Origin of the sequence: Alkalibacterium sp. AK22, assembly GCF_000585255.1 — a bacterium.
Classification (GTDB): Bacteria; Bacillota; Bacilli; order Lactobacillales; family Carnobacteriaceae_A; genus Alkalibacterium.
In genome coordinates this window covers 1-24,566 of record NZ_JANL01000025.1, presented here as the reverse complement: position 1 = coordinate 24,566, position 24,566 = coordinate 1, and the positions used below count along the sequence as shown (strand labels likewise).

Here is a 24,566-nt window from a genome sequence, read left to right as displayed (position 1 = left end):
TCCGAACACAGCCGTTAAGCTTCCCAGCGCCGAGGATAGTGAAGGGTTTCCCTTTGTGAAAGCAGGACGTTGCCGTGCAGCTCTTTTTTTATATGCATTAAATTTTTATTTTTCCGCAATAGCTCAGTTGGTAGAGCGCACGACTGTTAATCGTGTTGTCGCAGGTTCGAGCCCTGCTTGCGGAGTTATTATAACTGATAGAAATCATATGCCGCTTTAGCTCAGTAGGTAGAGCGCATCCATGGTAAGGATGAGGTCGCCGGTTCAATCCCGGCAAGTGGCTTTGATAAGACACCAGACATGTCTGGTGTCTTTTTTGTGTTTAATACGAACAGGCTAAACTAAAGTCTAAATAAAAGAAATAAATAGTTAATTTGTTAATTAAACAAATTAACTATTGTAAACGCTTCATTTTAAAAGTAAGATAGATACAGATAACTTTTATCTGGATTATATACAAAGGGGGGTCAGCTTGTATTTGTTGCCTTATGTCTCTGTCTTATTACCCAATGGACACTCAGTTGTGAAACGTTCAATGACTAAGGAGGAAATAGATGAATAAAGGAACACAGTTTAAACGAATAAATGGATTGCTTAGCACTTTGATTCTGGCACCTATTGTAGCCTCATCTTCGATCACGCTAGCACAGGGACCAACTGAACTATCCAGTGAAACGACTGAAAGAGTTATTTACCATAATGATTTTACAGAGGATCTAACGACTAGTGACGGCGTACTGATCCCAAGCGGTGATGCCGAGCTAGAGTGGTTTGATGGTATTGAAATTGAGGGTAAAAGCGAAAGTGGGGTCTGGGTCAGGAATAGAACGAACGATTATGATGGGATCGATATACTCTTTGACCAGCTGTCTATTGAAGAGGACCAAAATTATTCTATATACGTAGCTGGATATATAGAGACAGAAGAAGATATCTTAGAGGGAGCAACAATTAATATCGAAACAGTAGACGGATATACTTGGTTGAGCAACCCCGATGCTGTTCATGGAGCATTCGAGCTTGAGGCAGCTTATACTGCAGACTTATCTGATGATAGGGCTTTTCGGATAAAAACCAATTCCGCTGGGGCTGAGATACAATTTGCGATTACTGATGTCATGGTGACCACAGAACTGCAGGCGGATATACCTGAAGAGAGCAATGCTGAAGTTTTTACAATGATTGATTTTGAAAACCAGGAAGCAAGTGGTTTTGAAGGCAGAAGCGGAAGTGAAGACCTGAATATTACTAATGAAGCCAACTACACAGAGGGTGGAGAGTATAGCTTACGTGTATCTAATCGATCAGACAACTGGCACGGACCCGAATTAGAAGTTACTCCGTATGTTGTTTCAGGAGACACTTATGAGATATCGGCATGGGTAAAGGTTGACGAGCAGGCATCGCAAACCATAACCTTGTCTACTCAAGTTGGAGAAACCTCTCCAACATATGGGAATATTTCAAGTGTCACATTGAATGCTGATGATGGATGGGTGGAAATTAGGGGGGAGCACCGTTATACATCATTAGCTGACGGCTTTGTGTCCATTTATGTGGAATCCAGTAATGCTGATTTGGCATTTTATATTGATGATGTCAACTTTGAAGCAGTAGAATCGGATCCAATAGATGTTCAGCTGGATTTGACTCCCATTAAGGATATTTATGCAGATCACTTTACCATAGGGAATATTGTTTCCTCAACAGATGTAGAAAGTCCAAGAGTTGATTTACTTACTCACCACCATGATTTAGTTACCGCTGAAAATGCGATGAAACCTGAGAGCGTGTATGATGATCGAGCGTTCAATTTTTCAGGTATCAACGCTTTGATTAATCGGGTGCATGAAGAGAATTTGGATCTTCATGGACATGTCCTTGTCTGGCATTCACAGTCTCCCGACTGGCATCACACGGAAAATGGGGACTCTTTGCCTAGAGAAGCGGCATTGGAAAATATGCGGACTCACATTCGAACGGTGATGGAAAATTTTGGAGAAATTAGAAGTTGGGATGTCGTGAATGAAGCCCTGGCCGGTGGATGGGAGAACCCTCAGGAATGGCGGAATAATCTGCGTAACACGGGATGGTTGCGCGCTATCGGAGATGATTATATTTATGAGGCATTTTTGTACGCCCGACAAGTAGCTGACGAGAACGGCTGGCATGATATGGTGCTGTATTACAACGACTATAATGATCATGTGCAAGGCAAGGCTCGTACGATGTACTATATGGTAAAGGAAATCAATGAGCAGTATGCGACTGAATATCCTGACGATGAGCGTAAATTGATTTCTGGTTTAGGTATGCAAGGACACTACAATATTAATATCAACCCGGAAAATGTCAAGCAGTCTATTGAACGCTTTGAACAGCTGGATATTGAAATAGGTATCACAGAACTGGACGTCACCTTAAACGAAGGAGTGAGTGCAGCTAATTTAGAAGCTGAAATGCTGAGACAAGCACAAATTTATGCAAGATTATTCCAGATTTTTCGTGAGCATTCGCATGCAATTGACAGAGTAACTTTCTGGGGACTGGACGATGCAAGCAGCTGGCGTTCTGAACGCTACCCACTAATTTTCGATGGAGACCTGCGTGCAAAACCAGCTTATTATGCAGTGATTGATCCAGATGGTTTTCTGGAAAATCATCCACTACAGGAGTCAGCTGCAAACCAGGCCTATGCAGTATATGGTACACCTGAAATTAATGCAGACATTGACAGTGTGTGGGAGCAGGCACCTGTACTGAATATGAATCGCATGCAGCAGGCTCATGAAATAGCTGCTTCAGGAACAGGAAGAGTGTTGTGGGATGAAAACAACCTTTATGTTCTGTTTGAAGTGACTGACGGCAACTTGGATAAATCAGCTAACGAGGCGCACGAGCAAGATTCCGTTGAAGTATTTATCAACGAAACAAACACCGACACAACAAGTTACATTGACGGTGTCGGTCAGTACCGGGTAAATTATGCAAACGAAGCATCGTTCAATCCTACTCGATATAGTGAGGGGGTTGAATCTGCTACACGATTGACAGGTTCAGGCTATATTGTTGAAATGGCTATACCATGGAAAAACATGACGCCAGAAGTTAGGAATACCATTGGATTCGATATTCAAATAAATGATGCTAGAAATGGTGCACGTCATGGAGTTGCAGCTTGGAACGATTACACAGGTGGCGGCTGGCAGGATCCTTCTGTCTTTGGTCAACTGACGTTGATCAGCTCTACGGAAGAACAGACGGCTCTTTTGGAAGAAAGAATAGCTGTACTGGAAGACACAGTAGCTGACAACGACATCTCATTAAAGGAGCTTAGAGCTGAACTGCTTGAGCTGCAAAGTTTACTGGACACTTTAAGGGAAGAGGTGGGTGAAACTGATGAAAGATTGACTCAGATTGAGGAAAGACTAGCTCAGCTTGAAGAAAGACTAGCTGAGTGGGAAAATGCTGACTCAACCGATCCTGATGAGCTACAAGAGTCAAGTGAAGAAGAGGAAGCAGTTGGAATTGAAGATTCCAATGCAGAGCTAGAAGAAACAGGAGATGCAATTAATACAGAAGACATGACAGAAACTACTGAGACAGAAACTGAAAAGTCAGAGCAGACAGTCAAATCAGGAACAGGCCGTTTGTACAGAAATGACCAAAAAGACAAGGTGAGTGAAGAAGGGACTACAGGCAGTAGACTTTCCGCAAATCAGGAACCAGGCGAAAGTTTACCAGAAACAGCTACAGCAGTATGGACTGTGGGCTTGATTGGTCTCACCGGAACAATTACGGGGGCTGCCCTGCATGCTCTGCGAAGAAAAGGAAAAAGATAAATAGAATGTAAAATCCCCCGTCAGCTGACGGGGGATTTAAGTTATGAATACACATGCACAGTTTTTTTAGTCAACCGCTTCTTCTAGCGGGGCTTGAAGGGCCATTCCATAAGCAAACACTTTGGTAGTAATGATCAAAACCAGGCCAATAAGAAAAGAGCTGCCGAATGACAGTTCAAGATGATAAGCACGGTCAGCAAGTGTGCTTAGAGCCAATGAATAGACAGCAGATATGGCAAAGTTTGCAGCAAAAAGGGTGTAGGCAATATATCTCAGCTGGGATACAAATATAGTTGAGAAAGGAGACTGTCCATCACGAAGTACTTTAAAGAGGTGAGCTGCTTTCCAGAGGATATGTATAAAGAGTGCTACTGAAAAAACAGCAGTAATCATAGCTGCCTGAGCTATGTGTGCCGGATCAATCACTCCAGTCTGGTTTAACCAGACTGTATAGCCAGACTGCGTATATATAATCGATGTATTTTCAGTGAAAAAGGTAATAATGATGATTCCAGTAATCACAGCAGACAGTAAAAGTGCAGCCATTTTGAACAGATATTCCAGACCTCGGTACAGCACACGATAGGTATTGATTTTCATCGGGTCATCCTCCTTAACTGAATATACAGAGTATACCTGATGTGGAAGCGAAACCACAAGCTGAGGGGGCACATATTATGGAGATAAGTCTGATAAGTATTCTGTTTTGGCCCGTTGTGGATAAAAAGTTAGATCAGTTTTAGAAATTTAAAGGCATTATGAAGACCATCTTCTTCAACTGAATCAGTAACGTAATCAGCTGCCTGCTTGATTTCTGGACCACCCTTACCCATGGCTACGTTGATGTGACAGCATGCGAACATAGGAAGATCAACTATTGCATCTCCAAATACAATAGTCAGGTTCTGGCTTGCCCCCAGGTATTCAAGGAGTAAGGTAATACCTGTCTGCTTGTCACTAATTTTGAGGGTAATGTCTCCGAACAAAGCTGTTTCACCTGCTCCTCCCCAAGTCTCGAATTTAAACTCGGGAAAGGCCGTTTCGGCACGTAAAATATCATTGTATTCTTTAAGTAAAAAACTGATTTTATTGACTTGTTCTCTATAAAGCGAGTAACCGAACTTCATGTTAGGAAAAGCATCGCGGGCAGTGACTGTTTCTATCGGTGAAGAGGTCTTTCGGGCAGCATAGATGTTTATTGCCAAGCGTGCGCCTTCTTCAAATATTTTGCTTGCATAGAGACCGTTGTTACTTTCAAGATAAAATGCAATCGACTGACTTTGCAGCCAGTCAACAAGTCTTGTGCAGTCAGCCAGAGACAGTGTCTGTTCGAAAATGATTTTTCTTTGACTTTCAATATAGCTTCCATTGCCTCCAATATAACCATCACATCCGATATCTCGAATGTTTGGATACATTTCGGCTTTGCTGCGTCCAGTGACGGTATAAACTTTGTGACCATTAGCTTGTGCTTGCTTGATTACTCTTACTGCAGTAGGGGCAGTTGATTTTCATAAGTTACAAGGGTTCCATCTACATCTAGAAATATATAGTGGGTATGCATAGTGTATACCTCCGGTGTTTTTATGGTTATCTTCAAGCGAGAAACCAGGCTTGTCCGTTATCGAAAAAACCTGAACAGCAAAGAAGCTGAACAGGGTCAGCACTTCTTGCCGTTCAGGTTTTGCCTAGTCAAGCTAGTTACAATCCATCTTTATTTCAGTATACAGGTCACTGATGAAAGTTGTCAGAGGTATAAAGTCGATGAGAGGTGAGCTGCTTTTTTAGTGACTGGACAGTTTAATGAAAGATACGGCCTGTGCTTCACTCATTTCAACAAAACCGACAGACTCATAAAAGGAGCGGGTCTTATCTGTTTGATCAGTTGTCAGGATAATCTGTTTCATATCCTTGAAGGTTTCAAGCGTTTGTCTGATTAGTGTTGTGCCTATACCCCTTCTGTGCCAGTCTGGATGGACCAGGATGTCTTGAATATAAAGAATATAGCAGCCGTCTCCGACTGTCCGGATCAGGCCAATCAGCTGACCGTCATATCTGACTGTTAGATAGTATAAGGAGCCTACAAGCAGTCGCTGCATGATGTCCCGGTCTTCATAGTAGGCAGACCAGCTGACGCTTTTGTAAAGGTCGGTCAGTTCAGAGACTGTAACCGGTCCGTTTTCTTCATAAGCAAAAGTATACATTAAAAATAATCAAACTCCTTTACTGTATTTAACTAAATACTTACTGGCTTCTCTGATACTGAGCGGGTGGAGCCTGGGCTCATACTTTTGTAAAAACTGTTCGACCCACTGGGGATTGGTCTTGCTGTAATCTCGCAGGATCCAGCCGATGGCTTTATTGATAAAAAATTCTTTATCATCCAGATTCGCTAAAATAATAGCTTCCAGAAGAACAGTGTCCATTTTATCCTTTCGGTTTCGCTGATGATTAATGGCGATCCGTCTGAGCCAGATATTCTGATCCCGGCTCCACTCGAGCATCACCACGTTCAGCTTGGGATAAGCTAAAGTGAGATGACCGATGACTTTGTCCAGACTGTCGACGGTGTCCCACCAGGATTTGGTTATCACCAGCTGGCGGACAGCAGCCAGGTCGCTTGGAGCCAGTCTATCTTTTACGGCATTTAGGTAGTCGCAGCCAATATACTGACACTCCCGGTAAGGCTGATCAAAAAGCTGGGTCAGAAAGTCCCAGTTTATACCAGGCGATTGTTTAAGTGTACGGATGAAAGGAGCCGTTATTTCCCGCCTCAGGGCTGCCTGGATGCCCAGAAAGTCAAACTGGTCCCGCATATATGCCGACATCTGTCTAGCACGTTCAGGATCTGAGGCAGGCTGGAGACTCTTCAGCAATGTTTCGATAAGCAGTGTCATTCAATTCACCACTCCCTTGAGCTTCAAATCAGAATTAAGCACGCTTAGACCATTTTCTTCAGCCATTTCAGTGTATTGTTGTCATATGGTGGATATCTTAAAGGTAGATCGAATAGTGTCGTTTTTTCAATGATTCCTTTTTTGTGGGTAAAGGTATCAAAACTGTACTTGCCGTGATAACTGCCGGTGCCGCTTTCTCCGACTCCGCCGAAGGGAAGATTGGCATTGGCAAAGTGAATGATGGTGTCATTGATGCAGCCGCCGCCGAAGGAAAGAGACTCCATAACAAATTCCTTGTAAACTTCAGACTCGGTAAAGAGATAGAGGGCAAGGGGCTTTGGCTTATCTTGTAAAGTATGCACGACATCAACAATCGACTCATAACTTTTGATTGGAAGCAGCGGTCCGAAAATTTCTTCTTGCATGATAGGGCTGGCCCAGTCCGGCTCATCGATAAGTGTGGGCGTGATTTTCAGGCTGTTTCGTTCGTAGCTACCGCCGTGGATCACACGTTCTTCCTCGATCAGATCGAGTAGACGGTCAAAGTGTTTTTCAGTAATGATGCCTGAATAATCAGGATTATCGATAGGCCCCTCACCGTAGAAGCGCTTGATCACTTCCTGAATTAGCAAAATCAGGCGGTTCTTGACTGATTCATGAACAAGAACAAAATCAGGGGCAATACAAGTCTGACCTGCATTGACAAATTTCCCCCAGACGATCCGGCAGGCAGCTTTGACCAAATCAGCATCTTCGGTCACGATGCAAGGACTCTTGCCGCCTAGTTCCAGTGTGACTGGTGTCAGGGTCTTGCCAGCAGCCTGCATGATTTTTCTGCCTACTTCTGTACTGCCTGTAAAGAAGCAGTGATCAAATCCCTGTTTTAGGAGTGTCTGGGTCGTTTCAGCGTCTCCTTCACAGACTGACACATATTCTTTCGGAAAGGTTCCGGAAAGAAGCTTGTTCATCAAAGCAGAGGTATGAGAGCTGATCTCAGAGGGCTTCAGGACCACACAGTTACCGGCTGCCAGGGCACCGACTAGAGGAGTCAAAGCCAGGGACAGGGGGTAGTTCCATGGAGAAATAATGAGCACGGATCCCAGCGGATCCTTAAGCAGCCTGCTTTTTGAATAGAAATGCAACAAGGGTGTTTTTACTTTTTCAGGCCGGGCCAGTTTTTTCATGTTCTTCAGCATATAGTTGATTTCGTCATACACAACCAGCAGCTCGCTGACATAAATTTCAAAAGGAGCTTTGCTGAAGTCTTTGTGGATGGCTTCAATAATCTGATCCTGATTGTCTGCCAGCAGTTGCTTCAGCTTCCGGAGTTGTTTTTTTCTAAATTCAATGGAGAGCGTATCCCCTTGGTAAAAATAGTTCTTCTGATCTTTGGCTATAGTATGGATGGACATCAATCATTTTCCTTTCTTTATGTGCTTAAGGGCTGGGTGGTTTGGGAAAGTAACAGGTCGGCAAAGTCCTGCTGCGAAAAAATGACGGGAACGGGATAGAGCGGATTGGCTTCTTTTGCTGCATGTCGGGCCAGTTTAGGAATATCAGCAGACTGGATGCTGGTAATTGATGGCGGGAGGCCAAGTCGGCTGTTCAGGGTGCGGATCCAGGAAATAAAGGCTTCAGCTTTGATGCTGTCAGGAGACTCGGCTTCAGTCAGAGCTAAGACATCTGAAAGTTCTGCAAGCGAACGGTAGACAGCTGGACCATAATAAGCCAGAACGTCAGGCAGCAGGAGGGCATTGGTCTGCCCGTGTGGCAAGCTGTAGTAGGCGGTCAGAGCATGGGAAAGAGCATGCACATTGCCGACATAAGCCCGGGTAAAGGCCCGGCCAGCCTTGTATGACGCCTGGAGCATATTAGCCCGTGCCTCTATATCTTCTCCATCAAAATAAGAGCGCAGCAAGTTGGAGCTTATAAGCTGCAAGGCTTCTTGGCATAGCTGCCGAGTTTCTTTCGTATTACTTTTTCCGATATAGGCTTCAACCAGATGGGTCAAAGCATCCATGCCAGTCTCGGCTGTTAGTTCTTTGGGAAGGTTGGTAAGTAAACGCGGATCGAGGATCGCACAATCGGGAATCAGCGTGGGATCCAAAATAGTAAATTTTTCCTTGTGTTCAGGATCTGATACAACAGCAGCCACAGTGGCCTCGCTCCCCGTACCCGCTGTAGTCGGTACGGCAATCAGGGGCGGCAGCGAATGTCTGACTTTGAGCAGACCTTTAAAAGCTTTAAGGGGTTTCTCTGGTTTACCAATGATAATTCCTGCAGCTTTGGCAGCGTCGATAACTGAACCGCCTCCAACAGCAACCATAACATCGGCGTTGAAGTCTTTAAAGGCTATAGCGAGTTCCTCGATACTCTGGACAGTCGGGTTGGTGGTTACATCCTGAAAAACAGCATAGTCAATGGATGCAGCACCAAGGCTATTATTTAACCTGTGCAACAGCCCGGCCTTAATGATCCCCGCATCAGTGACTAAAAGCACCCGCTTGTAGTTGTGAGTATAAAGAAAATCGGCAAGACCCAAAAGAGCATCTGGCCCGTAAAGCAGTTCCGGTTCTTTCCATTTCATTAAAAATGAAGCGCCGTATAAGGATTTTTGGTAGAGACGAGAAAAAACAGCATTCATACGCTGACCTCCCTTAGATTTAATGTGCGTATCGTCCTACCTTTAATGTATAGGATGGCGGACAAAAGTTCAATCGAGAAGAGTAGGAGAGTGTCTATTAATAGATGTATGGCCTGACAGTCAAGCGCCTTGCAGATTGCTTCCAGGGTAGAAAAACGAATCGCAGCGGCTTTTCCTGTTTTAAGCTTGGATAAATTAACGTTGGAGATCCCGACCTCCTCGGCTAGGTCTTTCAGTAATATTTTCCTGTCGGCCATTACCCGGTCCAGTCTGACGACAATCGGCATCAATTTCTCCTCCTATTAAACAGTCTCGTCTGACAAGCGCTGCAGCTCGATTCCGTAGTGAAATACTTCGGATACAGCATACAGGACCAGTCCAATAATCAACTCGCTGTTGAAATACATAGTGAAAAAGTAGCCATTCACCTGTATTACACTGACAGCAATTGAGTAAAAAATGGGGAATAAAATAGTTGAAAAAATCAGCAAATAACTAATGTGCTTAAGAGGGCGGGTAAACCAAACAGAAAAAGGGCGGTCACCCTCATATAGACGTGCAAACAAATTGCCTCCTTGCCAGAATATATAGATAAACATTAAATGATGAAAAGGAGCGACAATCGAACCTGCGGTTTCAAAAACCAACGCATCTATACTGCGGTTTTGCAAATGAATCAGAAATATTCCTTGCGGTTCGTAAATAAAAGTCCCAGATTCTGAAAATAAAGAGAGGAAAAGTCCGATTACTAGCAAAGCCGTCATTAGAAAGGCAAGACCGTTTAGAAGAAGCGATGTAACATAGCAGACACGCTTAAAGCATTGAAGTTTCATGGCATAACACTCCTTTTATGTATTAAGCTTATCATGTCAGTAAAATTTATATCTAACAACAAATATTTAATGTTAAACGATAATAACCTAATGAGTTTGGGCTCTAGTATGCCGTACTTTTTTTCAAAGGCAACTGCGTATAACTCATTACGGCTTTATGGTACAATCAGGTCAAAGAATGGAAAGGGTGTGCAGAATGGAGTTTGATAAAGGAAATAACCGGTTCTATAAGGAAGAAGACGGCAAGCTGCTGGCAGAAATCACCTGGGTCCCTGAAGGAGATACCGTAGCGGTGGACCATACCTTTGTCGATCCTTCTCTGAGAGGACAGGGTGTAGCAGAAAAACTGGTTGATCAGGTCGTTGAGGAAATGCAGGCTGTCCAGAAAAAAATCCGTCCGGTCTGCCCTTACGTCGTCAAGCTTTTTGAACGCAAACCGGACAAATATGAGCATGTTCAGGCTTTTGACTAAAAAATAAAAAAAGGTATTGACAGTTTTTTAGTTATCTTGTAATATATATCTTGTGCTTAAAAACCACAAGATGCCAGGCCCCTTGGTCAAGCGGTTAAGACACCGCCCTTTCACGGCGGTAACACGGGTTCGAATCCCGTAGGGGTCATTGACACTTTTTAAAAGTGTGAGACATGCCGGCTTAGCTCAGTTGGTAGAGCAACTGAAGCGTAATCAGTGGGTCGAGGGTTAAACTCCTTTAGCCAGCATTGTTTGCTCTTTTATATAACGGAGGGATAGCGAAGTGGCTAAACGCGGCGGACTGTAAATCCGCTCCTTCGGGTTCGTAGGTTCGAATCCTACTCCCTCCATTAGTATTATTGGGCTATAGCCAAGTGGTAAGGCAGCGGGTTTTGGTCTCGCCATTCCTAGGTTCGAATCCTAGTAGCCCAGTCATACAAATAAACTGTACAGCCGAGGCTGTACAGTTTATTTTTTTGCTGTACAACGACAAATTGAGATTATTTAGTTAAGAAGACTGTTAGAATTTATAATTTAATCACAATTAGTTTGCGGACGGTCAAATGATATATGGTATACTTACACCGTGTATGTGTAGATTTTGGAGGTGGCAGAATGCCGTTTGAGTTTTTTAGAGAATTTGACTGGACGACCTTGATTGCCTGGCGGACAGCATTGAATATCATTGATATAGTGATTGTTGCTTTCTTCATGTATCAGCTGATCAAAATCACTAAAGGGACCCGTGCAGTTGAGCTGCTCAAGGGTATTGGTGTGATTCTTTTACTGAAAGTATTCAGTTTTATGTTCCAGCTGCATACGACAGAGTTTGTGGTCGACTTTGTGATCCAGTGGTCCGCTCTGGCTCTGATCATTATTTTCCAGCCGGAGTTGAGAAGGGGGCTGGAGCATTTGGGAAGAGGTTCTTTGTTCGGACGGAAGCGGCGCTCGAATCCGAGTGAAGTGATCGTGGACAATCTGGCTCATGCCATACAGTATATGGGTAAGCGACGGATCGGTGCACTCATTTCAATTGAGATGGAAACAGGTCTGGAAGAGTACATTGCTACAGGGATTCCGCTCAATGCCGATTTGACATCGGAGCTGCTGATCAATATATTCATACCTAACACTCCTTTGCACGATGGAGCGGTGATTATCAAGGATTACACGATTGCGACGGCAGCGAGTTATCTACCTCTGTCGGAAAGTCCTGCTATACCGAAAAAACTAGGCACCCGGCATCGGGCTGCCATTGGACTCTCGGAAGTATCGGATGCCATTACCATCATTGTTTCAGAAGAGACAGGTGAAGTCAGTATTTCCAGAAGAGGAAACCTGATCAATGACATGACCAATGATGAAGTGATTAAGTATCTCAGTAAAGAGCTGGTTGAATCCGAGAAGGAAAAAGAGACACAGGGGGCGCTTCAACAAATAGTTGATGCGGTCCGGAAAGGAGTGTCCGGCAAGTGAAATTGAATATAGATAATCCTTGGATTACTAAACTTGTAGCCCTAATTTTATCCGTTACCTTATTTTCATTTGTAGCTTTGGAAAACCAGTCACGCATCCGCTCGACCAGTCCCACTGACGGGGCTAGCATTACCAGTTCGGAAGTTGTGACCAATATGCCGATTGACATCAATATCGACCGGGATCGGTACTTTGTGGCGGGCATCCCTGAGACAGCTACGCTTCGTCTGGAAGGGCCACAAGCTGTATTGACTCAGACGCTAGCAACGCAGAACTTTACAATTGCGACACCGAATCTGAATGAACTGGGTACAGGAAGGCATACGGTCAGACTTGTACCGGAAGGACTGAGCAGCCAGCTGAACTACAGTATCATGCCTAACGAGCTGACACTTGAAATAGAAGAAAAACGAGTGGAAGAGCGTAATGTGAGAGTAGAGTTTAATGAGTCGGTGCACCTCGCTGACGGCTATACGGCAGAACCGGCTGTACTGTCAGATGAATCGGTGGTTATTTCAGGTGCGGCATCGACTATTGATGAAATTAGCGATGTGATGGTGGTTGTCATGCCGGAAGGTGGAGACATCACCGAAGATATTGAGATGACACTGAATGTCCTGGTTCTGGATGAAACGGGGGATCCGCTAAATGTGAATATCTCACCCCAACAGATCGATATCCTGATTCCTGTACAGGGCACGCAGCGTGAATTGCCGATGAATCTGAATGAAACGGGCAGTCCGCATGCAGACTATGATTACTCACTGGAATTTGCTCAAGGAGAAACTGAAAGTGTTCGGTTGACAGGGGAATCAACCGTACTGGAAGAGATGACAGATTTTGCTGTTGATGTTGATGTGACAGGTATTACTGAATCAACGATCCGAACCATCCCCATCAGCTTGCCGGACGGTGTTACCGAAACGAGTCCGGAAGAAATCGATGTACTGATCAGAGTGTCACCCACAGATGATAGCGAAGAAGACTAACTAGAAAATAAGGAGTTTTGGACTAATGGGAAAATATTTTGGAACAGATGGCGTCAGAGGAATAGCAAATAAGGAATTAACGCCAGAACTAGCATTTAAACTGGGACGATTTGGTGGCTATGTGCTGTCACAGCACACGGAGGCAACTCGTCCACGCGTTCTGGTCGGAAAAGATACACGTATTTCAGGAAAGATGCTGGAGTACTCCTTGATTGCAGGGCTGTTGTCAGTAGGCGTTGAAGTTCTGAGATTAGGAGTCATTACGACTCCTGGAGTGTCTTATCTGACCCGTCAACAGAATGCAACGGCGGGTATTATGATATCAGCTTCTCACAACCCTGTACAGGACAACGGGATTAAGTTTTTCGGTTCAGACGGCTTCAAACTGTCAGATGAACAGGAAAAGGAGATTGAAGATCTTCTGGACCGTAACGAAGACGACTTACCCCGTCCAAGTGCTGATGGCATGGGAACAGCTGAAGAGTACAAGGAAGGTATTTTAAAATATACGCAATTCCTGACTCAGACGATTTCTGGGGATCTGTCGGGTATCCAGGTAGCACTGGATGGAGCTAATGGGGCCTCCAGTCCTCTATTGAATCGACTGTTTGCTGATCTGGATACGGACTTCGATGTAACGGGGACGTCTCCGAATGGCCTGAACATTAATGAAGGAGTCGGAAGTACACACCCTGAGCACCTAGTAGAGTTCGTCAAAGAAAAGGGTGCGGATGTTGGCTTGGCTTTTGATGGAGACGGGGACCGTCTGATTGCTGTCGATGAACTGGGTAATATTGTTGATGGAGATAAAATCATGTATATCTGTGGTAAATTCCTATTTGACGAAGGACGGCTGAAGCAGAATACAATCGTATCAACCGTTATGAGCAATATTGGCTTTTACAAAGCTCTGGAGACGCATGATCTTAAGTCTGTGAAAACTCAGGTTGGAGACCGCTACGTGATGGAAGAAATGGTCAAGAGCGGTTATAACCTTGGGGGCGAACAGTCCGGGCATGTGATTTTCCTGGATCATCATACGACTGGGGACGGACTGCTGACAGGGGTCCAGCTGCTGAACGTGATGAAGCAGACCGGCAAAAAGCTGTCGGAACTGGCTGAAGAAGTCACGACTTATCCGCAAAAACTCGTAAATATTCCGGTCACCGACAAGTACAACGTCATGTCCAATCCAGCTATCAGCACTGTGATCAGCGAAGTGGAAGAGGAAATGGGAGACAATGGCCGTGTGCTAGTACGTCCGAGCGGAACGGAGTCTCTATTGAGAGTCATGGCTGAAGCGGCTTCCGAAGCAGAAGTCAATGAATATGTTGAGCGCATTGCCAAAGTCGTCAGAGACGAACTAGGAGTTCAGTAAAATTGAATCAATGAGATTAAAACTGCAGATCAGCTTAGGCATCTGCAGTTTTTGGTATAAGGAGGATGCACATGGAGACAAGACAGGTTATGACACCTTATCAAATTAGAGCGCGGGCAAGAGAAGAACTGGCTGGCAGATGGCCGGAAATCATTCAGCTTCACCTTATTCCGATTTTACTGAGTACATTTGCAGCCGGTGGTGTATACGGCTTCAATATTCTCTCCTTTTCTCGGCTGGCAGGAACTCAAAATGAGGAAAGCCTGCTGGTGACCTTTCTGGTCACGTTCATCACGATTGGTATTTCCTACAGCCTACTTGATCTGATCCGGTCTCAGTCCTATAAAATCAGGCCGGTTCAGGATGCGCTTCAGGTATTTTCAAATAAGTATTTTTTGCCGATATTTCTGATTCAGCTGCTGATGGTCCTGTTCGTGACTCTGTGGAGTCTGCTGCTAGTTATCCCGGGAATTATCATGAGTTATGCCTATTCCCAGGCTTTTTACATTTACAAGGACCGTCTGGAGGAGGCTGATGATCCCAGGTATTATTCAATAGCTCTGGAATGCTTGGCAGAGAGCAAGGACCTCATGCGGGGACATAAGGCCCGTCTGCTTTTTCTGCACTTGTCCTTTATCGGCTGGTATCTGCTAGAGGCCATGACCCTGGGGCTAGCATCGCTTTACGTCCGTCCGTATCTGAATATGGCTGAAGCAGTATTTTATGCGGATCTGGCGGAAGGTTATGGGGAGCCTGATGAGAGCACTGCATCTGAGGAAGCTGAAGATTTTGCTGATTTTTGACTAGAAAAATAGGCCTACTTTTTCAAAACAGTCTTTTATCAGACTGCACGCATGGAGCAGGTTCAAACACTGCCTGAAGAGCCTGTTCCTCCCTCATTGGCAAGTGCCTCAGAAAATAGGAAAGCTTGCCGACAGATATTGCACAAGTAGGAACGGTAAGGTATAGTCAAAACGTAAGGGTTACGATTTTCAGAGTATTACATAAAAGGAGACAACGATGAATAAAAAACAAAGCAGTAAGTATATGGCTATCCTGCTCGGAGCTGTTTTGCTGATTGGGCTCGCAGTCTTTCTGTTCAGTGGCAGAGACAGTGTGTTCGAGCAGTCAGATTCAGCTCAGACAGATACAGAGGAGCCGGCAGAAACCAGTGATGAGGAAGACTCGGAAACCCTGGAAGATGACGATGTCCCAGAAGATTTAGACGATGAAGAAGACTCAGCTGAGAGTGATGACTCGAGTGTGTTAGAAGAGCAGCCAGTAATGTTTGAAGAGAGTGCCTTTGAGCTTCCGGTTGTCGGGGCTGGGGGCTACACGTCTGTAGAAACGGGGCTGCACGGCTCACCGACAAAGGATGTTCCAGAAAAGGACGTGCTTGATGCTGGGACGCCCTTCATGGTGCGAGAAGAACAGGGAGATTGGTGGCATATACAGACTGAAAACCAGCAGGGCTGGATCAATAACCGTCTAGCCCTAATTAATCTTCCAGACGTGGTTCCTTCCATTATTTACGACAATCCCAATAATTATGCCTCAATCTTCCGATCATCATTCATGGATATCCCGGGCATCACGGGCGAGAAACTGTACGAAGGCTTTGGTTACAATGAACGACTGGGCAGAGATGAATTTATCATGCCGATCATATACAGCACAGCAATGAAAATAGCACAAGCGCAGCAGGCAGCTATGGAAAACGACGAAACGCTGGTTGTCATGGAAACTTTCCGCCCGTTTTCGGCGCAAGTTCTGGTCAATGAAAAACTGACTGCGCTGGCTGAGGAAAATGATGAAGTCAGAGAAGGGCTTACAGAAGAGCCCTGGAGCATGAACTGGTTCATTAATACTGGTGTATCTAATCATCAGCGGGGACTGGCGGTTGACTTGACACTGGCCCGAGTGAATGAACGGGACGAAAAGGTCATTGACCAATACATTGTTCCTCATATAATCGACTATACGGTCTACGAAATGTACTCTCCAATTTTTGAACTGAGTACAGCTTCAGCCATGCTGATTCGTCCAATTGCAGCCCGGAATCGAACCGGCTGGCAGGACATTCCTTACCATGATTATGTCAATGAAGAAGCAATCAGACTGGAAAGCTACATGTTCGAGGCTGATATGATTCCTATTCCTTCAGAGTGGTGGCACTTTAACGATATTGATGTTCTGGAGGCTTATGAAGGAGAACTGGGTAGCGGTGGATTTCAGCTTGAAAACCTGCTGAATGCTGTTCCAAGTCAGCTTGAACAGGACAACGATAATCAAGTTGACTAAGACTGACAATACGATCAGTATAACCTCAAACGGCTGTTCACAGCATCTATATAAAAAAGACAGGCGTTCCCTATTGTATAAGGGGGCGCCTATCTTATTCCTACAGTCGTATTGGATAAGGCCTGCGTGGAACGAGACGATATCAGAGCCAGACTGAGAAAAAGAACCAGCCAATCATGACTAGCTGAATCATGGCTTCTGCCACTCGACCGCTGAGAAAACCAATCAATGTTCCAACAGCAGCTCTAAGTGCCTGAGAAAAAGTGTCCTGCTGCCAGTACTCAATCGTCAGCACAGTAATAAAGGGCAGAAGTAAAATGCCGAAAGGCGGATAAACAAAAGTTCCTAAGATGACGGCTACTGTTGCAGCTCGTTCACCTATTTTACTGCCTCCAAAACGCTTAACAGCCAGTGCACCCGTAAAGAGATCAGCTAGTATGAGTAAGGCGGTCAATATGACCATGGATACCCAGAAAACGAGGGTCAGCTGGCTGGAATCAAGGAAAAAGTGATAAACCAGAAAACCTCCCCACACAGACAGAACCGATGGCAAGACCGGGAAAACGAGTCCCACAAAACTGAGAACAAAAAAACTGATGACAATGATCCAGAGGATAAAATCCATTTACATACTCCTTTGTCTTTAAACTTTATAACGTCAGTATACGTGATTAGCTGATGGATTTACAAAATTGTGGTCTCAGGATAAAGGAAGACTGTTCGCTACTGTACTATTTTCCCTATTCATAGCGCTGATAAGACGATAGTGAAGCATATAGGTGGAGACTACAGGACTACTTACTTTTAGTGTTTTTATTTGGCTCTAGTAATTGACATGCCTTCAAACTAATGCTAATATCAATGTAATTCGATTTTACTAAAAAGGGGTTCAGACATCGTGGTTAAAACATTTAACGAGAAGCATATGGCTTGTTGCTGTACAAACGTACAGTTTATTTCTCATGCTCTCATAAATGTTCTGGATGCCTGATTTTACTTGCTTTATGGCTGCCTCTGTATAAAACGGCAGTTCAAGAGAGAAGTGCCCTAGAATAATTTAAACTGAGCGCATGAGGAGAGATCCTTGTGCGTTTTTTTGCATCTGGAAAGGAGGCACACATGATTATACAATCGGTCAACGATCTGATTGGCAAGACTCCGCTGATGCAGATCAGCGGATACGCATTGCCTGAAGGAACGCGTATAGTGGCCAAGCTAGAAATGTTCAACCCGGGAGGTAGCATCAAGGATCGTCTGGGAGTCAAGCTGATTGAAACCGGCTTTTTGGAGGGAACAATCAACAAAGATACAACCATCATCGAACCCACTGCAGGCAATACAGGAATAGGTATTGGCATGGCAGCACTTAAATATGGTCTGAAAATGATATTCGTTGTTCCTGAAAAATTCAGCCAGGAAAAGCAGATGTTGATGCGCGTTCTGGGAGCAGAAGTGGTTAACACCCCGACAGCTGAAGGAATCAAGGGTGCTGTTCAAAAAGCGAAAGCTTTGTCGGCAAGCAGTGAGCATACTTACCTACCGCTGCAATTTGAGAATCCCCTCAATCCCCAGACCTATTACGAGACACTCGGTCCAGAAATTGTTAAGGATTTAGATGGAGAGCAAATCACGGCTTTTGTAGCGGGCGCCGGCAGTGGTGGGACGTTTTCAGGGGTGTCCCGCTATTTAAAGGAAAAATGGCCTGAAGTCAGAACAGTCGTGGTTGAACCTGAAGGCTCAATCATAGCTGGCGGGCCGCCGGGTCCCCACGATACAGAGGGGATTGGCATGGAGAGCATACCAGAATTCATGTCCGATCAGTCTTATGATGCCGTGCATACAATCACGGACCAGGAAGCTTTTTACTACACGAGGGAACTGGCCAGACGCAATGGACTATTTGTGGGCAGTTCCAGCGGGGCAGCTTTTGCTGCAGCGGTCAAGGAAGCACAGCAATTGCCGCCGGGTAGTCTGATCGTGACGGTCTTTCCGGACGGAAGCGAACGCTATTTGTCACAGGATATATATAAAGAAAGATAAATTAATCAATAGGGAGAAGATAAAATGAGAATGAAAACAACCTTCATACATGGTGGGATCAGTCACGACGAAGCAACGGGATCAGTGAATGTACCGATCCATCAAACAACAACTTACAAGCAGGAAAAAGTAGGTGTCCACAAAGGATTTGAGTATTCACGTACGGGTAATCCGACGCGCCTGGCTTTGGAGAAGCTGATTGCAGACATGGAGGGCGGCGTTAGAGGCTTTGCCTTTGGTTCCGGAGCAGCGGGGACCCATACGATTTTCTCGCTTTTTTCCAAAGGAGATCATATTATTGTTGGAGATGACGTTTACGGTGGGACTTACCGGTTAATCAACAAAATCCTGAAACGCCTGGGACTGACTTTCACGATTGTAGACACCACAGACCTGTCAACGATTGAAGAAGCGATTCAGGACAACACTAAAGCCATTTTTCTGGAAACACCGACAAATCCACTGCTTAAAGTGACGGATATTCAGGCTGTAGCGGATATCGTGAAGAAACATGAACTGATCACTATTGTGGACAACACCTTTGCGACACCTTATAATCAGCGCCCGCTTGAACTGGGAGCGGACATCGTCCTGCACAGTGCGTCCAAGTATCTGGGTGGACACAGTGATGTCGTAGCCGGTCTGGTAACAACCAACAAGGATGAGCTGGCAGACGAGCTCGGTTTTCTGCAAAATGCAATCGGTGGCATACTGGGGCCTCAGGACAGCTGGATTGTGCAGCGGGGCATCAAAACCCTGGGGATCCGCATGGAAGCGCATGAAGCGAACGCGAAGACCATCGTTGCCTTTTTGCAAGGACATGAAAAAGTGGATAAAATCTATTATCCGGGACTCCCTTCTCATCCGGGACACGAGACAGCGAAGAAGCAGACCAGTGGCTTTGGAGGAATGATTTCCTTTGAACTGAAGGAAGGCTTACCTGCTGCGGTTTTTGTAGAGAGCTTGTCGCTGATTACGCTGGCTGAAAGTCTGGGGGCTGTGGAAAGCCTAATCGAAATCCCAGCTCTGATGACTCATGGAGCCGTATCGCCGGAAGACCGAGAAAAAGCGGGGATTAAAGATGAGTTGATCCGTCTGTCTGTCGGTATTGAAGATAGTGAAGACTTGATTGATGACCTGAAACAGGCTTTTGATCAAATCTGATCCAAGTCATAATTGAAGGAGACGCTATGCAGGCACTTAGAGAGTTTTTAGATACCTACAAGAAAAACGATCCTTCTGCCCGAACGACGCTGGAGATTCTATTGACTTATCCTGGGGTCTGGGCGGTCGCGTATCACCGTCTGGCCCATGCTCTGCATGTTGCGGAGCTGAAACTGCTGGCACGCATGCTGTCAATGTTTGCCCGCTGGCTGACGGGAATCGAAATTCATCCGGCTGCGGCAATCGGCCGGCGACTTTTTATCGATCACGGGATGGGAACGGTGATTGGCGAGACGGCAGTTGTGGGTGATGATGTCATCATCTTTCACGGGGTTACATTAGGAGGACGGGGAGACGAAACAGGTAAGCGTCACCCCACAGTTGAAGACGGGGTACTGTTATCCGCTCATGCCCAGGTGATTGGTAATGTAAGAATTGGAGCCGGAGCCAAGATTGGAGCCGGGGCAGTCGTATTAAGAGATATCCCCGAAGGAGCGACAGCGGTCGGCATTCCTGCCAGGATAGTCAGGTAAGCCGGTTCAGCCGGCAGGAAAGGAGTCAGTGATGGGAAGAGAATTTTTGGAAGTGTTCAGCGGCTGGGCTGAGCAGTATGATTCCTTTGTAGAAGGTGAAGACGACCAGTACCGGGAAGTATTCAGAGGCTATGACCGTATCCTGGAAGAAGTTGTTTCCCGGACGGGACAGCAAACGATTGAATTTGGCATTGGAACAGGTAATCTGACTCATAAACTGATCCAAGCAGGCCGCAAGGTATGGGCAGTGGAGCCGTCAGAGGAGATGAGACAGCTGGCATTGACCAAGCTGCCAAAAGAGGTAGTGATTGTGGATGGAGACATGCAGAATTATCCGAAGCCGCCTTTTGCGGTAGATACCATCGTTAGCTCTTATGTCTTTCATCATCTGACGGATGATGAAAAGACTGAGGTACTGAAGTCTTATGCAGAACTGCTAGAACCAGGTGGAAAAGTGGTTTTTGCTGATACTCTTTTTATCACCCCAGAGGCTAGAGAAAGTATCATTGAGGAAGCTCAAGATTTGCGTTATGATAATCTTGTAGAGGATTTGAAAAGAGAATACTATCCGCTCCTCTCAACAGTTTACAGTGCCCTGTCCGAAGCTGGGTTTGAAGACATTGGCTTCAAGCAGATGAATGCCTTTGTTTGGATTTTTGAAGGTACAGTAAAAAGAACAGATAAAGGAGAATGAATATGGCTGATAAAAAAATGAACGTTGAAAGCTTCAACCTGGATCATACAAAAGTCAAAGCACCTTATGTACGGGTAGCAGACCGCAAAACAGGTGAAAACGGTGATCTGATTGTAAAATATGACCTGCGTTTCTCGCAGCCCAACAAAGAACATATGGATATGATGGCTGTCCACTCACTAGAGCACTTGACGGCTGAGCACATCCGTAACCATGCTGACTATGTCGTTGATTTCGGACCGATGGGCTGCCAGACTGGCTTTTATCTGACGGTTATAAACCACGATAACTATGAGGAAATTCTTGACGTCATCGAGAAAACGATGGAAGATATCCTGGAAGCAGACGAAGTACCTGCAAGCAATGAGAAGCAGTGCGGATGGGCAGCAAGTCACACTCTGGAAGGCGCCAAAGAAGTAGCGGAACGATTCCTTTCTCAACGTGATGAATGGACAACCATTTTTGCTGAGGAAGCCGGCGTGCAGTAACTAGAACTAAAAATATCCTACTTGATTCAGCTCAAAATCCATAAGCATCCACCTGAGAAGGGGATTGGCTTATGGATTTTTGTGTGAAAAACGGGCGCCAGCGAGTCATCCACATGTGCATAAGTAGCTGTTCGTGTAACTTGCTTGTGTAAGTTTGATTCTAACTGTGGATAAACTGCATATTCGGTGGATAAATTTGTGTATATACATATTCCTGTGAGTAAACAAGTAAAACAGCCTAGTTTATCGTGGACAGACAATGAGATGTGTATAAAACTGTTGAAAAGTGGATAAACTTTAAATATTCGGTTATAAAATGTCTATCGGTTAAGGTCTATCAACAGCCTCCATAAGAAAAAGTAATGAAGGAATAAGTGAAAGGTTATGCTGTCGGTTTCAGACTCAATTGAATCCACCCGTGGGATTGGGTCATTCAACCATAGCAGCATATGCTATAATTGATTCAATTACAGGGGGAGTGAAAGCAATGGAAACAAAAACGTTTGACCTGAAAAAGCAGTTGCTAGCAGATTACGATACTAGATGGTCTAGAGAGGGAATATCCGGCGAACGGCTGGCTAGTCGGCTAGGGAAACTGTCAGAAATCGGCCTGACCGCTAATAATGGTTCCCGTCGGCCCGGCTTTTCGTCTGAAGAGAGAGAAGCAAAGAATCTGGTTGCCGGCTGGATGAAAGAAGCAGGACTAATGGTCAGGCAAGATGGAGCGGGAAATCTGATTGGACGCCTGAAAGGAAGAGATAAGAATGCACCGGTTCTGATGAGCGGATCTCACGTCGATACAGTGCCGGACGGGGGGCATTTTGACGGGACTTTAGGTGTCCTGACTGCTTTGGAGGTTGCACAGTCATGGCAGGAAACCGGCTATGTACCGCGCAAGCCATATGAAGTCGTGGTTTTTTCGGACGAAGAAGGCTCACGTTTCAATGGTGGACTAACGGGCAGTGAAGCGATGATGGGAGACAGTGATATTGAGGCACTCAAAAAAAGGACTGATTATGACGGACGTCCTTTTGAAGAGGTTCTGGGCGATGTTGGGCTTTCAGCGCAGACTTTTATGGAAGCTAAACGACCACTAGAAGAGATTGAATCGTTTGTAGAAGTCCACATCGAACAAGGGAAACGTCTTGAAAAAGAAGACTTACCTTGCGGGATTGTCACCGGGATTGCAGGACCCTGTTGGCTGAAGGTGACGTATAACGGAGTGGCGGGTCATGCTGGAAACACCCCCATGACTGATCGTCAGGATGCTTTAGTAGCTGCCAGCCGTCTGATTCATAAAATTACTCATTTGCCGCATAAATTCAGCTCTTCTGCTGTAGCAACCGTCGGTAATATAGAAGTTAAGCCAAATGGGACGAATGTCATTCCCGGAGAAGTCACCCTTTATGTGGATATCAGAGATATTCATGAGGGGCCGAGAGAGCAGCTAATCGATGAAATCATCGCAACTGCTAGCCATATCAGTGCGTCAGCTGAAGTATCGGTAGACTGTCGGAAAGTCCACAGTGTTGCACCAGTTCCTGTAAGCGAGACTCTACAGGCTGATATGAAAAAGGCAGTCATTGAGGTAGGGTTAACACCTTACTTTCTGCCAAGTGGGGCAGGGCACGATGCAATGATCATTGGTCATCATCTGCCGTCCGCCATGCTGTTTGTCAGAAGTAAAGAGGGAATCAGCCATAATCCGTCAGAATGGTCGGCTTTGAACGATTGTGTTCAGGCAGCGCATGTACTAAAACACTACCTGGAAACAGCGCAGAATAAATGAGCTGAACGCAGAGACCATCAAAAAAAGACTCAGCTCAAAAATTAGGCTGAGTCTTTTTTTGATGGTGTTTTATCTACGTCGTCGACCTCCGCCGAAAATGAGGAAGAGACGGAGTACACTTAGGAAGGAAGCAATCACTGCCGCAATATAAGTCAAAGCGGCTGCATTGAGTACTTTCTTAGCCTGAGGCAGTTCTTCCTGTGTGAGCAAGTGCTGCTCTTCAAGCACACGGATTGCACGCTTGGATGCATCGAATTCCACTGGCAGAGTAATCAGCTGAAAAAGCAAAGTCAACGAGAACATCAGGATGCCGATATTGATAAGCGTTTCCTGATAGCCCATAAAAATACCGAGAAAGAGAATCGGAAAGGCTGCTGTTTGGCCGAAGTTTGTCACCGGGACAAGCGCTGAACGCAAGCGGAGAGGTCCATAATTGTCACGGTCCTGCATAGCGTGACCCGCTTCGTGAGCAGCTACGCCAATGGCAGCAACTGAAGTCGAGTTACGGGTCGTATCAGACAGGCGCAGAACATTGTCTTGTGAATTATAGTGATCCGTAAGATTACCTCTAATCCCTTCCAGCCTAACATTCTGGAGCTGGGAGGCATTCAGAATTTGACGGCAGACATCTGACGCGGTGTAGCCTCCTTTGCTTTTTACATTACTGTATCTGCTGTATGTGGATTGGACGTACATGCTGGCGAAGCCGGAAATAATCATCCCAATAATAATCAAGATCAAAGTCGGATCCCAGTAAAATGGAAAAATAGGCATATAATATACCCTCCTCTGTATTTGCCTGTTCTTTAAATCAGGCAGTTTCTGTTCTTATTATACCATATCCACAGTCTGTTAATATAGCGCCCCTAGTAAAATATGTATGAGGAATTTGTGAATAGAGAGAGTCACAGAGCGCTTATCCTCTTTGTTGCTTTTATTATGTTGTCAGTATCTTTGAAGCTAAGCAGCCTGAGCCAGTAGAAAGAAGAAGTGCAACACAAGAATAGACTAACACAACGAAATGAG

The 24,566-nt window shown here is 45.2% G+C and carries 21 protein-coding genes, 6 tRNA genes and 2 pseudogenes; 19 read left to right on the top strand and 10 right to left on the bottom strand.

Annotation, left to right across the window (positions count from 1 at the left end):
* The first annotated feature begins 112 nt into the window (after nt 1–112).
* The 3 genes from ADIAL_RS05570 (at nt 113) to ADIAL_RS05560 (ending at nt 3,842) form a co-directional block, all read left to right on the top strand.
* Nucleotides 113–185 (top strand) — tRNA-Asn (locus tag ADIAL_RS05570).
* Nucleotides 186–210: 25 nt separating this feature from the next.
* A tRNA-Thr gene (locus tag ADIAL_RS05565) sits at nt 211–283 on the top strand.
* 271 nt (nt 284–554) lie between these two features.
* Nucleotides 555–3,842: an endo-1,4-beta-xylanase gene (locus tag ADIAL_RS05560; RefSeq protein ID WP_051503745.1), complete on the top strand. Its 3,288-nt coding sequence runs from the start codon at nt 555–557 to the stop codon at nt 3,840–3,842.
* A gap of 66 nt (nt 3,843–3,908) precedes the next feature.
* Here the strand turns inward: ADIAL_RS05560 and ADIAL_RS05555 are convergent, their stop codons facing one another.
* From ADIAL_RS05555 to ADIAL_RS05520, 8 genes and pseudogenes are all read right to left on the bottom strand, one after another.
* Nucleotides 3,909–4,442, bottom strand: coding sequence for a DUF2975 domain-containing protein (locus tag ADIAL_RS05555; protein WP_034301062.1), 534 nt, complete (start codon nt 4,440–4,442; stop codon nt 3,909–3,911).
* 128 nt (nt 4,443–4,570) lie between these two features.
* A pseudogene (locus ADIAL_RS05550) lies at nt 4,571–5,406 on the bottom strand (Cof-type HAD-IIB family hydrolase).
* 220 nt (nt 5,407–5,626) lie between these two features.
* Complete coding sequence (locus ADIAL_RS05545; RefSeq protein ID WP_034301060.1) at nt 5,627–6,046, bottom strand: GNAT family N-acetyltransferase; 420 nt, start codon at nt 6,044–6,046, stop codon at nt 5,627–5,629.
* Between the two features lie 9 nt (nt 6,047–6,055).
* Complete coding sequence (locus ADIAL_RS05540; protein WP_034301058.1) at nt 6,056–6,739, bottom strand: DNA alkylation repair protein; 684 nt, start codon at nt 6,737–6,739, stop codon at nt 6,056–6,058.
* A 44-nt stretch (nt 6,740–6,783) separates the two neighbouring features.
* Nucleotides 6,784–8,151 (bottom strand): aldehyde dehydrogenase, encoded by a 1,368-nt coding sequence (locus tag ADIAL_RS05535; protein WP_034301055.1) that lies wholly within the window; start codon nt 8,149–8,151, stop codon nt 6,784–6,786.
* Between the two features lie 17 nt (nt 8,152–8,168).
* Nucleotides 8,169–9,383, bottom strand: a complete 1,215-nt coding sequence (locus tag ADIAL_RS05530) for an iron-containing alcohol dehydrogenase (protein ID WP_034301052.1) — start codon at nt 9,381–9,383, stop codon at nt 8,169–8,171.
* A gap of 113 nt (nt 9,384–9,496) precedes the next feature.
* A pseudogene (locus tag ADIAL_RS11600) lies at nt 9,497–9,670 on the bottom strand (helix-turn-helix domain-containing protein); the annotation flags it as partial.
* Nucleotides 9,671–9,685: 15 nt separating this feature from the next.
* A complete protein-coding gene (locus tag ADIAL_RS05520; RefSeq protein ID WP_034301050.1) occupies nt 9,686–10,216 on the bottom strand; it encodes a DUF2975 domain-containing protein in 531 nt (176 codons plus the stop codon).
* A gap of 196 nt (nt 10,217–10,412) precedes the next feature.
* On the opposite strand from ADIAL_RS05520, the gene ADIAL_RS05515 reads away from it, so the two are divergent.
* From ADIAL_RS05515 to ADIAL_RS05470, 10 genes are all read left to right on the top strand, one after another.
* The gene (locus ADIAL_RS05515; RefSeq protein ID WP_034301047.1) at nt 10,413–10,688 is read left to right on the top strand and encodes a GNAT family N-acetyltransferase; all 276 of its coding nucleotides are present in this window, start codon (nt 10,413–10,415) and stop codon (nt 10,686–10,688) included.
* A 76-nt stretch (nt 10,689–10,764) separates the two neighbouring features.
* Nucleotides 10,765–10,836: transfer RNA gene (locus ADIAL_RS05510), tRNA-Glu, on the top strand.
* 27 nt (nt 10,837–10,863) lie between these two features.
* Nucleotides 10,864–10,936 (top strand) — tRNA-Thr (locus tag ADIAL_RS05505).
* 21 nt (nt 10,937–10,957) lie between these two features.
* Nucleotides 10,958–11,038: transfer RNA gene (locus ADIAL_RS05500), tRNA-Tyr, on the top strand.
* Nucleotides 11,039–11,048: 10 nt separating this feature from the next.
* Nucleotides 11,049–11,120 (top strand) — tRNA-Gln (locus ADIAL_RS05495).
* 183 nt (nt 11,121–11,303) lie between these two features.
* Nucleotides 11,304–12,164 carry a diadenylate cyclase CdaA gene (gene cdaA, locus ADIAL_RS05490; RefSeq protein WP_034301044.1) on the top strand — a complete coding sequence of 287 codons (861 nt, stop codon included), beginning with the start codon at nt 11,304–11,306 and terminating at the stop codon, nt 12,162–12,164.
* A complete protein-coding gene (locus ADIAL_RS05485) occupies nt 12,161–13,153 on the top strand; it encodes a CdaR family protein (RefSeq protein ID WP_034301042.1) in 993 nt (330 codons plus the stop codon). The genes cdaA and ADIAL_RS05485 overlap by 4 nt, the downstream gene beginning before the upstream one ends.
* Before the next feature lie 25 nt (nt 13,154–13,178).
* Nucleotides 13,179–14,531, top strand: coding sequence for a phosphoglucosamine mutase (gene glmM / locus ADIAL_RS05480; RefSeq protein WP_034301040.1), 1,353 nt, complete (start codon nt 13,179–13,181; stop codon nt 14,529–14,531).
* A gap of 71 nt (nt 14,532–14,602) precedes the next feature.
* Nucleotides 14,603–15,334 (top strand): DUF975 family protein, encoded by a 732-nt coding sequence (locus ADIAL_RS05475; RefSeq protein WP_051503744.1) that lies wholly within the window; start codon nt 14,603–14,605, stop codon nt 15,332–15,334.
* Nucleotides 15,335–15,551: 217 nt separating this feature from the next.
* Nucleotides 15,552–16,832: a D-alanyl-D-alanine carboxypeptidase family protein gene (locus ADIAL_RS05470; RefSeq protein ID WP_051503743.1), complete on the top strand. Its 1,281-nt coding sequence runs from the start codon at nt 15,552–15,554 to the stop codon at nt 16,830–16,832.
* A 142-nt stretch (nt 16,833–16,974) separates the two neighbouring features.
* Here ADIAL_RS05470 and ADIAL_RS05465 read toward each other — a convergent pair whose 3' ends face one another.
* The gene (locus tag ADIAL_RS05465) at nt 16,975–17,457 is read right to left on the bottom strand and encodes a DUF456 domain-containing protein (RefSeq protein ID WP_034301037.1); all 483 of its coding nucleotides are present in this window, start codon (nt 17,455–17,457) and stop codon (nt 16,975–16,977) included.
* A 494-nt stretch (nt 17,458–17,951) separates the two neighbouring features.
* Between ADIAL_RS05465 and ADIAL_RS05460 the strand changes: the two genes are divergently transcribed.
* The 6 genes from ADIAL_RS05460 to ADIAL_RS05435 all read left to right on the top strand — a co-directional run bounded on the left by ADIAL_RS05460 (nt 17,952) and on the right by ADIAL_RS05435 (nt 23,540).
* The gene (locus ADIAL_RS05460) at nt 17,952–18,872 is read left to right on the top strand and encodes a PLP-dependent cysteine synthase family protein (protein WP_034301034.1); all 921 of its coding nucleotides are present in this window, start codon (nt 17,952–17,954) and stop codon (nt 18,870–18,872) included.
* A gap of 24 nt (nt 18,873–18,896) precedes the next feature.
* A complete protein-coding gene (locus tag ADIAL_RS05455) occupies nt 18,897–20,036 on the top strand; it encodes a bifunctional cystathionine gamma-lyase/homocysteine desulfhydrase (RefSeq protein ID WP_034301031.1) in 1,140 nt (379 codons plus the stop codon).
* A gap of 26 nt (nt 20,037–20,062) precedes the next feature.
* Nucleotides 20,063–20,569 (top strand): serine O-acetyltransferase EpsC, encoded by a 507-nt coding sequence (gene epsC / locus ADIAL_RS05450; RefSeq protein ID WP_034301029.1) that lies wholly within the window; start codon nt 20,063–20,065, stop codon nt 20,567–20,569.
* A 31-nt stretch (nt 20,570–20,600) separates the two neighbouring features.
* Nucleotides 20,601–21,263, top strand: a complete 663-nt coding sequence (locus tag ADIAL_RS05445) for a class I SAM-dependent methyltransferase (protein WP_034301026.1) — start codon at nt 20,601–20,603, stop codon at nt 21,261–21,263.
* A 2-nt stretch (nt 21,264–21,265) separates the two neighbouring features.
* Nucleotides 21,266–21,751, top strand: a complete 486-nt coding sequence (locus ADIAL_RS05440) for an S-ribosylhomocysteine lyase (RefSeq protein ID WP_034301023.1) — start codon at nt 21,266–21,268, stop codon at nt 21,749–21,751.
* A gap of 487 nt (nt 21,752–22,238) precedes the next feature.
* The gene (locus ADIAL_RS05435) at nt 22,239–23,540 is read left to right on the top strand and encodes a M20 family metallo-hydrolase (protein WP_034301021.1); all 1,302 of its coding nucleotides are present in this window, start codon (nt 22,239–22,241) and stop codon (nt 23,538–23,540) included.
* Nucleotides 23,541–23,609: 69 nt separating this feature from the next.
* On the opposite strand, the gene ADIAL_RS05430 is transcribed toward ADIAL_RS05435, so the two are convergent.
* Entirely contained in the window at nt 23,610–24,314 is a 705-nt protein-coding gene (locus ADIAL_RS05430; RefSeq protein ID WP_155849183.1) for a zinc metallopeptidase, read from the bottom strand.
* Between the last annotated feature and the right edge of the window lie 252 nt (nt 24,315–24,566).